Source organism: Epilithonimonas pallida, assembly GCF_900182975.1.
GTDB lineage: Bacteria > Bacteroidota > Bacteroidia > Flavobacteriales > Weeksellaceae > Epilithonimonas > Epilithonimonas pallida.
Genome location: NZ_FXUO01000011.1, coordinates 16,158 through 30,803, shown reverse-complemented (window position 1 = coordinate 30,803; position 14,646 = coordinate 16,158). Strand labels below are relative to the sequence as shown.

General features: G+C 34.1%; 13 protein-coding genes and 1 riboswitch. Of the genes, 12 read left to right on the top strand and 1 reads right to left on the bottom strand.

The features are described from left to right. Nucleotides 1-185 precede the first annotated feature (185 nt). The 10 genes from QOL71_RS16740 (at nt 186) to QOL71_RS16695 (ending at nt 9,742) form a co-directional block, all read left to right on the top strand. Nucleotides 186-461, top strand: a complete 276-nt coding sequence (locus QOL71_RS16740) for a hypothetical protein (RefSeq protein ID WP_283418041.1) — start codon at nt 186-188, stop codon at nt 459-461. 100 nt (nt 462-561) lie between these two features. Continuing rightward, complete coding sequence (locus QOL71_RS16735; protein ID WP_283418040.1) at nt 562-1,212, top strand: response regulator transcription factor; 651 nt, start codon at nt 562-564, stop codon at nt 1,210-1,212. A 1-nt stretch (nt 1,213) separates the two neighbouring features. Beyond that, entirely contained in the window at nt 1,214-2,965 is a 1,752-nt protein-coding gene (locus QOL71_RS16730) for a tetratricopeptide repeat-containing sensor histidine kinase (RefSeq protein WP_283418039.1), read from the top strand. A 32-nt stretch (nt 2,966-2,997) separates the two neighbouring features. After that, on the top strand, nt 2,998-3,558 hold the full coding sequence (locus tag QOL71_RS16725; RefSeq protein ID WP_283418038.1) for a helix-turn-helix domain-containing protein: 561 nt from the start codon (nt 2,998-3,000) through the stop codon (nt 3,556-3,558). Between the two features lie 91 nt (nt 3,559-3,649). Then, nucleotides 3,650-4,327: a DUF4365 domain-containing protein gene (locus QOL71_RS16720; protein WP_283418037.1), complete on the top strand. Its 678-nt coding sequence runs from the start codon at nt 3,650-3,652 to the stop codon at nt 4,325-4,327. A 1-nt stretch (nt 4,328) separates the two neighbouring features. Beyond that, nucleotides 4,329-4,871: a helix-turn-helix domain-containing protein gene (locus QOL71_RS16715; protein ID WP_283418036.1), complete on the top strand. Its 543-nt coding sequence runs from the start codon at nt 4,329-4,331 to the stop codon at nt 4,869-4,871. A gap of 88 nt (nt 4,872-4,959) precedes the next feature. Beyond that, entirely contained in the window at nt 4,960-5,874 is a 915-nt protein-coding gene (locus QOL71_RS16710; RefSeq protein WP_283418035.1) for a hypothetical protein, read from the top strand. An 85-nt stretch (nt 5,875-5,959) separates the two neighbouring features. Continuing rightward, nucleotides 5,960-6,337: an EamA family transporter gene (locus QOL71_RS16705; protein ID WP_283418034.1), complete on the top strand. Its 378-nt coding sequence runs from the start codon at nt 5,960-5,962 to the stop codon at nt 6,335-6,337. Nucleotides 6,338-6,345: 8 nt separating this feature from the next. Further along, a complete protein-coding gene (locus QOL71_RS16700) occupies nt 6,346-6,849 on the top strand; it encodes an EamA family transporter (RefSeq protein WP_283418033.1) in 504 nt (167 codons plus the stop codon). Between the two features lie 265 nt (nt 6,850-7,114). Continuing rightward, the gene (locus tag QOL71_RS16695) at nt 7,115-9,742 is read left to right on the top strand and encodes a copper-transporting P-type ATPase (protein WP_283418032.1); all 2,628 of its coding nucleotides are present in this window, start codon (nt 7,115-7,117) and stop codon (nt 9,740-9,742) included. Between the two features lie 188 nt (nt 9,743-9,930). Here the strand turns inward: QOL71_RS16695 and QOL71_RS16690 are convergent, their stop codons facing one another. After that, nucleotides 9,931-12,750, bottom strand: a complete 2,820-nt coding sequence (locus QOL71_RS16690; protein ID WP_379953471.1) for a TonB-dependent receptor plug domain-containing protein — start codon at nt 12,748-12,750, stop codon at nt 9,931-9,933. Nucleotides 12,751-12,865: 115 nt separating this feature from the next. Then, nucleotides 12,866-12,968: riboswitch (SAM riboswitch) on the bottom strand. 149 nt (nt 12,969-13,117) lie between these two features. On the opposite strand from QOL71_RS16690, the gene QOL71_RS16685 reads away from it, so the two are divergent. Both QOL71_RS16685 and QOL71_RS16680 read left to right on the top strand, forming a co-directional pair. Further along, complete coding sequence (locus QOL71_RS16685) at nt 13,118-13,852, top strand: DUF72 domain-containing protein (RefSeq protein ID WP_283418030.1); 735 nt, start codon at nt 13,118-13,120, stop codon at nt 13,850-13,852. Between the two features lies 1 nt (nt 13,853). Then, entirely contained in the window at nt 13,854-14,546 is a 693-nt protein-coding gene (locus tag QOL71_RS16680; protein WP_283418029.1) for an SIR2 family NAD-dependent protein deacylase, read from the top strand. Nucleotides 14,547-14,646 lie beyond the last annotated feature (100 nt).

Genomic DNA, 14,646 nt, shown 5'->3' with positions numbered 1-14,646 from the left:
AAATGTCGTATTGTTTGAGCTTCGATATTACAGGAATTTTGGACAACCGTAAACACTAAACTTCTAAATATCATGAAAACTCAAATTTTTAAATCCGATAATATAATCAACAAATATAATCTGATGAGGTAAGTTTACCGTGACTTCTCTCTTCCGTTAAAAACGAAGCCTATTTTGTTTGAAATATGATACAGATTATTTATAGCAGCATTATTATCATTCTGATTCTTATCATTTTTACTTTGATGAGAAAAATCCGGCGGATAAAAAAAGAACATCGGCTCAGGTTGGCCAATCTGTATAAACTTTTGTCGAAACTCACATCAGATGAAAAAATTTACCGTGACAAAATAAAACTGGACAATAGCCTGGCTAAGAAAATATCCGAAGCCAAAGCTCAATTAAATACGGATATTTTTGATCTACAAATTAATATTTTCAAAAAAATAATAGAAAAATAATCTATTCTAATGAAAATAATTTTAATTTTATTAAAAACTAAACTAATGAAAAATCATATTGATGGTTTTTTGTCAATTCTAATTAAATATCAAATTAATTATGATTACGAAAATTGCCATAGCAGAGGATAACTTCCTTCTTGCAAAATCTGTTCAGGAAAGACTGTCTTTTTATGATGAATTCAAAATCAAATTTTTATCCGTGAATGGTAAAGACCTGATTGAAAAACTTGAAAAAGATCCTAATGTGGATTTGATCCTGATGGATATCGAAATGCCGAAAATGAACGGCATAGAAGCAACACAATTTGTGAAAAACCGTTATCCGCAAATCAAGATCCTGATCCTGACGGTTTTTGACAATGATGCCAACATCTTCAATGCCATCAAAGCAGGTGCGGACGGTTATCTCCTGAAAGAAACCTCACCACAGGAATTAAAGAAATCAATCTTGGAAGTGCTGGAAGGCGGTGCTGCAATGAGTCCTTCAATTGCTTTTAAAACACTGAAATTGCTACGGAATCCTCAGGAATTTGAAAATAGAAAATGTGATGAAGATATCAAACTGTCCACAAGAGAAATTGAAGTTCTGGAACAGCTGAGCCGCGGACTAAATTATAATATCATTGCAATCAATCTTTTCCTTTCTCCGAGTACTATCAGAAAACACATAGAAAATATTTATACAAAACTTCAGGTTCACAATAAACTGGAAGCGATTGAAAAGGCCAGGACAAGCAGACTTATTTGAAATGTACAGATTCATTTTATTTTTCATATCATTTTTATACCTCAATGGTTTTGCACAATCAAAAAAACGGATTGACTCTATTAGCAATTTGCCAATGACTTATGTGCAAACCAATTCAAAAAAAATTATTACCCAGCTTAAAAAAAATGCTTCTGACGCCATCAAAACTAAAAACCCAAAAGCAGAAGCCAGAACTTATGCTCTTTTAGCTTTAGCTCTTTATTACAGTGGAGATTATGATGAAAACATCAAATATTCTCTGAAGGCGATTGAACTTTTTGAAAAACAAAATGACCTTGAAAATGTATCATCAGTCTATGGAGAACTGGGCTTTCGGCTAAAAGCAACCAATCTTCCCGATGCAGAAAAATATATGATGAAAGGTTTGAGAATAGCAGAAAGAGAAAATTTTGTAAAACCTCTTTTAAGCATTTACAATAACTATGGCGTTATAAAAGACAATCTGAAACAGCAAGACAGCGCACTATTTTATTATTTCAAAGGCCTTGATATTAAAGTAAAAGCTAAGGACGCTGTCGGGATTCCGTATAGCCTGAATAATATCGGGGAAATTTACATCCATCAAAAAAAATTTGATCTTGCTAAAGAATATTTTGACAAGGCAATGAAACAACGAATTGCAATGAAAGATGAATATGGAATTGCTGACAATTACGCTTATAATGGTGATTTATATTTTGCGATGAAAAAATATCCGATGGCAATCCATAATTTTGAAAAATCTTTAGAATTAGCAGAAAAATATAAAATTACTAATCTGCTGAGACATGACTACAACATGCTAAGCCAGTCTTATGAACTTAATAAGGATTTGCCAAAAGCTCTTGAATATTACAAAAAAAACCAAGCTCTTAAGGACAGCATTATCAACAAGGAAACTTATGATAAAATGGCTGAATTGCAAATAAAATTTGACACAGCTAAAAAGGAAAAACAAATTCTAGAGCAAAAAAACCTTGAAAAGAAAAGAATGAATACCATTAAAATTCTTGGTATTCTTTTCTGTTTCGGAATCATCATTTCCTTTCTTGTTTACAGAACGCTGAAACTCAAAAACAAACAACAAAAGCAAGAATATGAACTCAAATACGCAATAGAAGAAATTGCCCATCAAAACAAGCTTCAGGAGCAAAGATTATCAATTTCCAGAGATTTACACGACAATATCGGTGCACAACTGACCTTCATTATTTCTTCCATAGAAACTTTGAAACAGGCTTTCAATATAAAGGATGAAAAAATCAATAATAAACTGACTTCGATTTCGAATTTTACAAAGGATACAATTACAGAATTGCGGGATACGATTTGGGCTATGAATCATTCCGAAATTGATTTCAACGAGATTAGGAACAGGATTCTGAATTTTGTGGAAAAAGCCCGAAAATCCACCGAAAATATCAATATTGCTTTTGAGAGAGATCCGATTCTGGACAACCTGCATTTTTCGTCTGTTGATGGGATGAACATCTACAGAATTACGCAGGAAGCTGTGAATAATGCTATGAAATATGCCGAAGCCAAGAACATTTTACTCAATGCTAAAAGTGTTGACCATCAAGTTCAAATTACCGTAACAGATGACGGAAAGGGTTTTGATATCGATGAGACAGAACTCGGAAACGGAATCCGGAATATGGAGAAAAGAGCATCAGAACTCAATTCAACACTCTCTATAAATTCTGAAACCGGTAAAGGAACTATGATTACTTTGGTTATTCCGAAAACTTAAAAACTTGTCAAAATTTAAGTATTTTTGAAGATATGAAAATCTCTATCAAAAATATGGTTTGCAACCGCTGTATTTCTGCAGTGGAATCGATATTGGAGGATTTGAAAATTGAGGTCAATCAAATTTTATTGGGTGAAGTCGAAACAAAAAATCAGATTTCTGACAAGGAACTCGAAACGCTAAACTTGAAACTGAAATCTACAGGATTTGAAATTCTGGAAGATTCTTCTAAAAAACAGATTGAGAAGATCAAAACCTTGATCATTCAGAAAATTGCTGAGGAAGATTTGGATGATGATTTTATTTTGTCAGAATTCTTGAGTTCCGGGTTACACAAAGATTACAGTTCTATTTCCAAACTTTTTTCTCAGAATGAAAATGTAACACTGGAGCAATATTTCATTCTTCAAAAAATTGAAAAAGTGAAAGAATTATTGCTTTATAAAGAATTGAATCTGACCGAGATTTCACAGAAATTGGGTTACAAAAGTGTTCAGCATCTTTCCAATCAGTTCAAGAAAATTACAGGCTTCTCTCCTACTCAGTTTTTGAATTCTAAGGAGAAAAAGAGGATCGCGTTGGATAAGGTTTAAATTTTATATTAAAGCTAACTTGTTTGTAAGGAATTAAAATTTAATATACTGATTTTGGAATTTAATATCTTTGAGAATTAGTTGAATTATTATGAAAAAGTTCCTTCTACAAAATGCCACAGGAAATATTGGTGAGCATTTTGTTTGTTTGACATTGTTATCTGATTTAAATTTTCCTACAAGAATTATTACTACAGATTTAGGAATTGATGGTGAATTTGAAATCATTGACTTTGAAACAAAAGAATCTACTTCTAAGATTGTAAAATTTCAAGTTAAATGTCAACAGAAAAAAATCACTAACAAGAAAAATTTTAAGGTTTCTAAAGAGCATAAAGTTTATTGGGAAAATTTCATTGAACCAATACTATTCTTCCTACATACTACGGAAGACAAAAAATTATATTTTAAATCACTAACACCATTTTCATTTAATAAAAAAAACGATGGTATATATCTTCAAATAACTAAAAATGACTTATATTCTCGGGATAATATCTTGAAAGCTATCGAAAAATTTAAAAATTTCAATTATAATTTTTTTGAAAAATATATAGATTTACTAAATAGAATTGATTTCGCAATTTATAATGGTGAGTATATAAGCTATTTTGACTTATTAGAAGAAAAAAACTCCTTTTTAAAAATTGTGAGAGAATTTTATTGGGGTTATCAAGCAGAAATTGATTATATGGAAATATCATTAAAAGAAAAATTAAAAAAATTAGATGAAGATGGAATTAATAATGCTTTAGAATCAATTTACTAAAATGCAATCCAAAGTCAAACTTCTCCGCGAACAAAAAAATCTTACTCAGACAGAATTGGCTGAGAAATCTGGATTATCTTTGCGAACGATTCAGAGAATTGAATCCGGACAAAGTCTCAAAGGTTTTACTTTGAAAGCCATTGCGCAAACTTTGGAAACCGAACCGGAAAATCTATTTTCAAAGAATGAAGAAATTACCCAAATCGACAGGGCAAAACTCATTAATTTATCAGCTTTAGCAGGATTAATTATTCCGTTTGGCGGGATAATTTTCCCAGCGATTTTGACTTACAAAACTAAAGATTCCAAGAATAGAGAATTAGGAAAAAGTATTATTTGTGTTCAGATTATTTTGGCATTTTTTGTTTCGGTTCTATTGATATTAAGCCCATTTATTCAACATTGGTTTTCTATTGGATTTCCATTATTTATAGTTCCTTTGATGGCATTTATCATCATCAAACTCTGGATTGTCATCAAAAACGGAATCAGTCTCAACCAAAACAAAACACTTTCTATAAAGCTGAAAAACAACTTTTTATAAACTTAGTCACAAAACTGACATAAAATTGTCATATTATTTTCGCAGCAAATTCGATTTCAAAAACCGAATGTTGCAGAAAAATTAGACAATGAAACTTTTTAAGAAATTAGCTTTAGGATTTTTAGCCATTTTGGTTTTGATATTGGTTGGCGGTTATATTTATTTCGACCAAAAATTTACGCCTGAAAAAAACTATCTAACTGTCAAAAACGAAAGCGGAAATATCCCAATTACATGGCTAGGAAATGACAAAAATGTTTTGCTGCTTCCTATTCATTTTCCCGGAAATCCCGAAACTTATTATTTACAATTTGATACCGGTTCACCTTACACCGTATTTTATTCTGATCCGATAAAAAATATCGAAGAAATCTCAATTAATGACGAAAAGGCAAAAACTGCTTTCTTTGTTGGAAAAACCGAGATTTCATCCAACCGATTTAAAATATTTAACAAAGGAAAAAATGAAGAAAAGGATTCGATTAAAATCCTTGGAACGATTGGCGCTGACATCCTGGAAAACCGAAAAACCTTGATTAATTTCAAAAGCAATCAGGTTGTTTTCAATTTAAATCAGATTCCAAAAGAATCCAAAAACCAACTTTTCGATTTCAAATTCAGGAAAAGGAAAATCATTATTCCGGGAATTCTAAAAGGTGAAGAACGAAAATTCCTTTACGATTCCGGAACCAGCGCTTATGAACTATTGACCTACAAAGAGGAATGGCAAAGTCTGAAATCTCAAAATTCAAAAATCAATATCGAAAAATCACAGTCCTGGAACAATGTTTTGACAACCTATACAACCGATTGTAATGAAAATATCCAATTCAAAAACCAACAAATTCCTGTTAAAAAGGTGACTTATGTGGAAGGTTTTTCCAATCTGCAGTTTTCTATGATGAAGTATTCTGGAATGACGGGAATGCTGGGTAACAAAATATTTTTAAATAGTAATATTTTCATTGATTGTGTTGATAAGAAAATTGCAATTACAGATTGAGAAAATCAATAAATTTGTAGGAAAGTTCGGGTAAAAGTTGCCTATTTTTGCACAGCAATTTATTGATTCAAAAAGAAACAACGTCTTGAATAATCTCAAACATTATCTCGCTGCTATTTTAGCATTTTCTATTTGGGGTACATTCAGTTTGGTGCTGAAACCCCTTCATTCTTACGCATCTTCGGACATTCTTTTTTACAGGGTTTTCAGTTGTGCATTGATAATGTCGCTAGTTTCGATTCTTTTCAAAAGAGAAAAACTGAAACAGAACTTAAATTATTTCAAATACATTTCTAAAAAAGCGAAAAGAAAAACGATTATTGTTAATGTCGGAAGCAGTATTTTGTTGACCGCGAATTGGTTTTCATTTATCTATGTGATGAATCACGTGAGCGTTCGTGCAACGTCGGTCGCCTATTTAGTTTGTCCGTTATCACAACAATTTTGGCTTATTTTATATTGAAAGATAAGTTGAGTAAACTCCAATGGTTGTCGGTTTTTCTGAGTTTGTTTGGCTGTATTTTGTTGTCTTACACCAATATTTTGGATATGTTTTACAGCAGCTTGATTGGCTTCACTTACGCTGCATATTTGGTTTGCCAAAGTCAAAATAAACAATTCGATAAGTTTCTGATTCTTAATTTTCACATCGTTTTATCTGCTTTGATTTTGTCACCGTTTTTTCCGGCTTATTCGGGACCAGTTCCTACGGAATTCAAATTTTATTTCTTTGTCGAGATTATTGCAGTGATATACACGATTGTACCATTGTTACTCAATCTATTTGCATTGACAGGAATTGCCTCTTCAAAAGTCGGAATGATACTGAACATTAATCCCATCATCGCATTTATCTTAGCCAGTACAGTTTACAAAGAACCATTGAACCTCATTCAAATCTGTTCTTATGCACTGATATTCTTGGCAGTGATTATTTTCAATGCGAAGGAGATTTTCAGGTTGAAGACAGAATAATCATGACTTTTTGATTCATATTTTTATAAGTTTCATTTAAAGTTTTGTGAATGAAAATGGCTGCAAAACAAGCTATATTTAACATTCTAACTTTTAACAATTATTTCTTAAATAATTCTCTAACAATAGAAGTTTAAGTTATTAGAGAATTAAACCTTCAGTGACTTCTGGAGTTTTCTGTTTTTAGTATATATAACATCTTTCCATTTATTTATAACTGATTGGCATCTATTTTTCAGAAATTTGTATTGTTAAACATCTGAAAATGGAAAACCACAATCATCATAATCACGACAATCTACATCCTAGTCAAAGAATTTCACCAAGCTCGGTCTATTATTGCCCGATGGAATGTGAAGGCGAAAAACTGTATTTCAAACCCGGAAGATGCCCGGTTTGCAATATGTTCCTTGTTCCGATAGAAGAACGCGATGATCATAAAAACAAGCCTCAAACCTATTCCAAAACTAACCTCCCGGCAAGTTTCAAAGAAAAAATCGGAGATTATTTTTGCCCGATGTTTTGCGAAGGCGACAAAACTTATGAATCAGATTCAGGTTGTCCGGTTTGTCATATGCATTTGGAGAAAATTACTGAGGACTTAGTAAAAAACGCAGCAAGTCATCCACATCATCATCACCAACATAAGACGCCCACAATTAATCAGGCAAAAAATGCAGGCAAATACTACTGTCCGATGTTTTGCGAAGGTGACAAAGTTTATGATTCCAATGTCGGCTGTCCTGTTTGCGGAATGGACCTCGTAAAAATACCGGAGAAAAAAGCTGTTGAGTATACTTGTCCAATGCACCCTGAAATTGTGCAAAATAAACCCGGGAATTGCCCAATATGTGGAATGGATCTCGTTCCAAAACCTTCAAAAGATAACGATCACGAAGATGAAACTTATAAATTATTAAGAACAAAATTCTGGACAGCTTTGGCGTTTTCTATTCCTGTTTTCATTTTATCCATGAGCGGAATGTTTATTGATTGGCCATTTTCTCATCAAGTTCAGGGGATTTTGGAATTGATTCTGACATTGCCGGTTCTGTTTTATGCAGGTTGGTTTCTGATGAAACGTGGCTGGGTTTCTTTCAAAACATGGAATCTTAATATGTTTTCATTGATTGCTTTGGGTGTTGCTGCCGCTATGATTTTCAGTTTAATTGCATTATTCTTCCCGAACATTCTTCCTCACGAATTGGCACACGGAAGCAACACTCCACTCTATTTCGAATCCGTTTGCGTGATTCTGACATTAGTCATAATGGGACAGATGATGGAAGCAAGAGCACATATGAAAACAGGTAAAGCCATAGAAGCATTGATGAATCTCTCGCCTGACACTGCCAATTTGATTTTAGATGGTAACGAGAAAAAAGTATCATTGGCAGAAATTAAAATCAACGATATTTTGAGAGTAAAACCTGGTGAAAAAATTCCTGTTGATGGAAAAATAACTGAAGGCAATTCTAATGTTGATGAATCGATGATTACAGGAGAACCTATTCCTATCGAAAAAAAGACCGGCGATAGAGTGACATCAGGAACGATTAATGATAACGGAACATTTCTAATGAGAGCCGAAAAAGTTGGCGATGAGACATTGCTTTCTCAAATCATCAAGATGGTCAACGAAGCCAGCCGAAGCAAAGCTCCAATCCAGAAATTAGCGGATAAAATTTCCAAGATATTTGTTCCCACAGTGATTGGAATTGCTGTTCTGACATTCGTTTTGTGGTCCGTTTTCGGTGGCGAGAACAAGCTTATTTACGCTTTTGTGAATGCTGTAGCCGTTTTGATTGTTGCCTGCCCGTGTGCACTTGGCCTGGCAACTCCAATGAGCCTGATGGTCGGAATCGGAAAAGGCGCTCAAAACGGAATTTTAATTAAAAATGCGGAAGCCCTGGAAGAAATGCACAAAGTCAATGTTCTTATTACAGATAAAACAGGAACTTTAACAGAAGGAAAACCAAGTCTAGATCACATAGAATCATTTGAAAATACTGATAAAAATGAAATTTTGAAATTAGCAGGTTCATTGAATCAGAATTCGGAACATCCATTATCCAATGCGGTTTTAGACAAATTTAAAACTCAAAATTTACAATTTGAAAAAGTTCAGGACTTCGAAAATATTTCCGGAAAAGGCGTAAAAGGAAGAATCAATAATGAAGAAATTTTACTTGGAAATGAAGCATTATTAAAACACTTCAATATAGAAATTCCTGAATCATTAAAACAAAAAGTCATTGTAAAACAAGATGAAGTTAAAACGATTTCTTATCTCGCAAAAGACGGAAAAGTTCTTGGATTCTTAAGCTTTTCAGATAAAATAAAAACGACTTCAAAACAAGCTATCAATTATCTCCATTCTCAAAACATCGAAGTGATAATGATGACCGGAGACAACGGACACACCGCAAAAGCAGTGGCAACAGAACTTGGAATCACAAACTTCAAAGCCAATTGTCTTCCGGAAGATAAAATGAACGAAATCAAAAAACTTCAAAATGAAGGGAAAATCGTAGCAATGACAGGAGACGGAATCAATGATGCACCGGCTTTGGCTCAATCCAATATCGGAATTGCAATGGGAACGGGAACAGATGCAGCAATTGAAAGTGCTGAAATCACACTATTAAAAGGCGACATTCTTGGAGTTGCAAAATCAAAAATCCTAAGTGAAAAACTGCTTAAAAACATTAAAGAAAATTTATTCTTTGCTTTTATTTATAATGTTTTAGGAATTCCGTTAGCTGCTGGTCTGCTCTATCCTTTCTTCGGAATTTTGTTAAGCCCAATGATTGCGGCGGCGGCGATGAGCTTCAGTTCTGTTTCCGTCATTCTGAATTCTTTGAGGTTGAATAATGCGAAACTGGATATTTAAGTTAAACACAAAGGCACGAAGCCCAATTTATTTTCGAAAATGTTTTAAGATTTTTATTTTTAATGATGAAATGCTTTGTGCTCTAAAGCTTAACTTATATTTTTTGTCCTTGTGTTAAACAAAAAAAGGCATCTGGAAAATTCCAGATGCCATTCAAAACAAAATAAAAACCTTAAAAAAATTTCATGTTAAAAAGAAACGGTCAACTTGCTAAACACATATCTGCCGTTCTGTCCGAACTGTGATGTTGATCTAGAATAGATAAATTGATCATTATTCGTAGAACTTGTCACATTTTTAGTCGGATAAATATCAAATAAATTGTTTGTTCCAATAGTTAAATTAAAATTCTTGTTGATATCGTAACCTATAGACAAATCGGTAATAATCTTATCTGAAATTAATTGATGTTCGTAAGCATTTCCATTGATACCATCTGCACCATAAACTTTTCCGTAGTAAGTATTTCTCAGATAGAAATTGAAATCATTCCATTTTAAATTATTAGACAAACTCGCTTTCACCTTTGGAACCGAGTCCTCTAGATAAACTCTTGATTTCTCTCCGAAATAGGTGTTTTCCAACCCTGCATTCTTCAACAAATCGGAAGCGTGAATATCGCCGACTTTTTTGGTTCTATTAAAATTGATGGCAAAATCGTTATTCAATTTTATAGCGCCAGTTCTGTAATTATGACTGATGACCACATCCAGACCTTTTGTTTCTGTATCAATAGAGTTGGCAAAAAACTGAGCAGCATTAACATTAGCAGCATCCATCGCATCCCGAACCGGGCCAAGATTCGGATTATTTTGAATTTGTAAATCCGTAGGTCTTGAAAATTGGTCGGTTAAAGCAATTCTATCATCGATTCTGATAAAATACGCATCTGCAGTAATATTCAAATTCAAAGCCGGGATTTTATATGTAAAACCAGTGCTTACGGATTTAGAAGTTTCTTGTTTTAATTTATTGATTCCCAACCCTGTTGCAATGGTTGAGTCATTACTGAAAGTTCCAACTTCTACCAATTGCGGCAGATTACTTCCAGGAAGAGACGTAAATAATGTTGATGTTGTATTGTAATAAATCTGATGTATAGACGGCGCTCTGAAGCCTGTGGAACCTGCAAATCGGAAATTAAGATCATCCGTTAATTTGATTCTTGACGCCAGTTTGTAATTGAAAGTCGAACCAAAATCCGAATAATCCTCGTAACGAACCGCTGCATCTACCAAAAGCCAATTGGTAAAATTGAATTCCAGATCAGCATAAGCCGCATAAGCATTTCTGTTTTTGTCAGTTCTGTTAGCTTCCCGGAAACCTGCAAAAACCTGAGAACTTCCCGGCAATGCTGCACCAAAAAAGTCGGTTGGTTTATCAGAACTTGATGTTGTCGGTGTCTGTGGATTACCATAAATATCGTAAGCCGTGTAAGAAGCTTCTTCACCTGGATTTTCTTTAAAATTCTCGTGACGCTGCTCTGCTCCGAAAGCGACATTCAGACCTTCAAAAACATCAAATTGTTTGCTGAAATCCAAATTAATTGTATTCTGCAAAAATTGCAATCCACCGGCGTTGAAGGAACTTGGAGAATTGAATCTCAAACTTGTATTCCCCGTATTTTCAATCGTATAATCAAAACTGTTCTGCCCGAAGGTGTTACTGAAGTCCACATTCCAGCCGTTCCATTTTCCTTTGATTCCGGCAGACAAAGATACATCCTGAATCTTGGTATGAATCTCCGGCAAATAACCATCGATATACAATCCGGTAAACGTTCTTGCCTGTGTCGGTCTCCTGTAAAATCCACCTGACGCACCATCTCTAATGGAATAACCACCGAAAGTGTAGACTTTCCAATCGTCATTTAACGGTACTTCTATATTTGCAAACAGCTGATGATTGTTCAGTTTCGATTGCCCAACCTGTTGGTTAAAATCTTTTCTGGTTTGACCTCTGTATGCCAACTCCTGATCTGTTAAATAGTTTAACTGATCTGTCGTAAATGCTGATGTTTTAAGAACATTTTGCAAAGCCGTTATGCTATTTGCAGACTGGATGTTAGACTGAAGATTTGGAGAAATCGAATTAAAATAACTAATACCTTGCGCATATTGATGGATCAGATTGACGAAATCCTGTTCACCAGCCGTTCCTTTCAGATTATTGATGTTATTGAAATAAGAAGAAAGATTCACGCCATTTTCCGCAGCTCTTTTTTCGATGGCATTATAAGCATTATATATTGGAGCGCTTTCTGTTCCGGCTCTTCTGGTCGGATCACGAAACTGCGAAGACCACGTAATATTATAAAAACCTCCTCTTTTTCCAATTTTGTTTCCATAATTCAAATCTAATTGAAATTGCTGTCCATCATAATTTCCCGTGTGGTCATTGGCTGCAGGCGTGAGATAACCTCCATAATTCAGTTGGCCTGTCAGTTTTCCTGTATCTCTTTTCAATTGCAGGTTCATAACTCCGGCAATGGCATCAGAACCATACTGAGCCGAAGCGCCATCTCTCAAAACTTCAATTCTGCTCAAAGCAAAAGCCGGAATGGCATTAAGATCCGTTCCCACTGTTCCTCTTCCCGGCGTCCCGTTCACATTGACAAGTGCTGAGGTGTGTCTTCTTTTTCCATTCACCAAAACCAGAGTCTGGTCTGGACCCAAACCTCTTAACTGAGCAGGATCAAGATGGTCAGAACCGTCTGCATTGGTTTGTATGGTTGATGTAAATGATGGTGCAATCGTATTAAGGATCTGATTAATATTAGTTTGAGGCAAAGATTGTTGAATATCTTTCAGGTTGAAAACATCCACAGGAACCGGGCTGTCCGCTTTGGAACGTCCACCGCTTCTGGAACCAACTAAAACCACTTCTTCAATTTGTTTATCAGAAGTAGAATCTTTCACAGGCTTTGTTTCCTGAGCCTGAGTTAAATAAATTCCTGAAAAGAAAACAACTGCAGTAGACAACACAGCTTTTCTTCCGGATCTGTTCATAGTTTTTTGAATCATATCTTTAAATTTTACGTTTTATATAAAAAAGAAAACTTCTCCCAGACAAGTCTGAAAGAAGTTATATTGAGACGGCATCACAACCGTAATTAACATTTTCAACTTATCTTTCCTTTTTTCAAAGGCTGAATGTAACACCTTACCAAATCGGCAGGTTGTCAAGACTTCAATGGGCCAGTTCCCTCGGTCTTTCTTAATAAGTATGACAGCAATTCATTATCACGAGGCAAAAGTATTAACTAAAATCATTATATCATACTATTTTGGTATGATAAATATCATATTCGATTTTTATGACTCAAAAAAGTATTGATAAACTGCTATTTGGCACAAAAATTATTTTTAAATTTTCATGAAAAGTTCTAAACAGAAATATCATATTGGTTGCTCCGGATTCTATAATACAGATTGGAAAGGCTCACTATACCCTGAAGATTCTCAGAATAAAGATTTTCTGAAATTATATTCCAAAACATATAATACGGTAGAAATCAACAGTACATTTTACAGAAAGCCAACAGCAAAAACACTTAAAAAATGGAATGATGAAACGCCAGATGATTTTAAATTCTTTATTAAAATCCCCAAAGCTATTTCCCATTTCGGTTATTCGGAAAGTAAAAAAGATGAATGTTCAGATTTTTGTAAACTGATTGATGAAAATATGGGACACAAATTAGCCGGATTTCTGATTCAATTTCCATCATCTTTTCATTGCACAGAAAACAACATCAACTGGCTCAATAAAACTTTACCTGGCGAGTTTCTAGTTGCAGTTGAGTTCAGACATCAATCCTGGTGGAATGATGAAATTTTCAATTTATTCAAGAAATATCAATGGATTTTTTGCGGCGTTAGTTTTCCCGGAAAAATCCCTGAAGATGTGATTATTACAAATTCCAAAATCGGATATTATCGTCTGCATGGAAAACCGACACTATACAAATCGCCTTATTCGGAAGAATTTCTTGATAATCTCGCACAAGAAATCAGTAATACCAATCAAGAGTTTTACATCTATTTTAATAACACCTGGGGAACTTCTGCAATAGAAAATTCATTATATTTAAAGAAAATTCTTGAATAAGTTGAAAAAATTAGTGGTGTTATCAGGAGCGGGAATTTCTGCCGAAAGTGGGATTAAAACCTTCAGAGATTACAACGGACTTTGGGAAAATTATCGCATCGAAGATGTTGCATCACCCGAAGGCTTTGCAAGAAATCCTAAGTTGGTACTGGATTTTTATAATGCCAGGCGAAGACAATTGAAAGAAGTAGAACCCAACGAAGCACACAAAATTTTAGCCGAACTGGAAAACCATTTTGACGTTCATATCATCACACAAAATGTAGATGACTTGCACGAACGCGGCGGCTCTACAAAGATCATACATCTTCATGGTGAACTCAGAAAAGCAAGATCTTCTTCGGATGAAAATGAAATCCTGGATTGGGAAGAAGACATAATTATTGGTAATTTACATTCCGATGGCTCGCAACTTCGTCCACATATCGTCTGGTTTGGAGAAATGGTTCCGGAAATGGACAATGCAATTAAAATCGCTTCAGAAGCGGATTTATTTTTGGTTATAGGAACATCTATGCAAGTTTACCCGGCCGCTTCGGTTATTAGATATGCGCCGCGGCATTGCGAGATTTTTGTCATCGATCCCAATCTTGAAAACCCCAACTCTTTTACAAAAAATGAGAATTATATTAAATCCTCTGCAACGGAAGGCATGAAACAACTGAAAGAAATATTAATCAAAAAATATACATAAAACTACAAAAGACACAATTCTTTTGATAAGATAAATCCTTAAAGAAAAATAACTTACTAAAAGTTTATTTTAATTAACTTAATAATTTAAAATTCTTCTT

Coding starts and splice junctions, on each gene's coding strand:
- QOL71_RS16715 (WP_283418036.1), top strand. CDS start 4,329: ATGCAATCCAAAGTCAAACTTCTCCGCGAACAAAAAAATCTTACTCAG.
- QOL71_RS16730 (WP_283418039.1), top strand. CDS start 1,214: ATGTACAGATTCATTTTATTTTTCATATCATTTTTATACCTCAATGGT.
- QOL71_RS16685 (WP_283418030.1), top strand. CDS start 13,118: ATGAAAAGTTCTAAACAGAAATATCATATTGGTTGCTCCGGATTCTAT.
- QOL71_RS16720 (WP_283418037.1), top strand. CDS start 3,650: ATGAAAAAGTTCCTTCTACAAAATGCCACAGGAAATATTGGTGAGCAT.
- QOL71_RS16740 (WP_283418041.1), top strand. CDS start 186: ATGATACAGATTATTTATAGCAGCATTATTATCATTCTGATTCTTATC.
- QOL71_RS16735 (WP_283418040.1), top strand. CDS start 562: ATGATTACGAAAATTGCCATAGCAGAGGATAACTTCCTTCTTGCAAAA.
- QOL71_RS16690 (WP_379953471.1), bottom strand. CDS start 12,750: ATGAACAGATCCGGAAGAAAAGCTGTGTTGTCTACTGCAGTTGTTTTC.
- QOL71_RS16710 (WP_283418035.1), top strand. CDS start 4,960: ATGAAACTTTTTAAGAAATTAGCTTTAGGATTTTTAGCCATTTTGGTT.
- QOL71_RS16725 (WP_283418038.1), top strand. CDS start 2,998: ATGAAAATCTCTATCAAAAATATGGTTTGCAACCGCTGTATTTCTGCA.
- QOL71_RS16695 (WP_283418032.1), top strand. CDS start 7,115: ATGGAAAACCACAATCATCATAATCACGACAATCTACATCCTAGTCAA.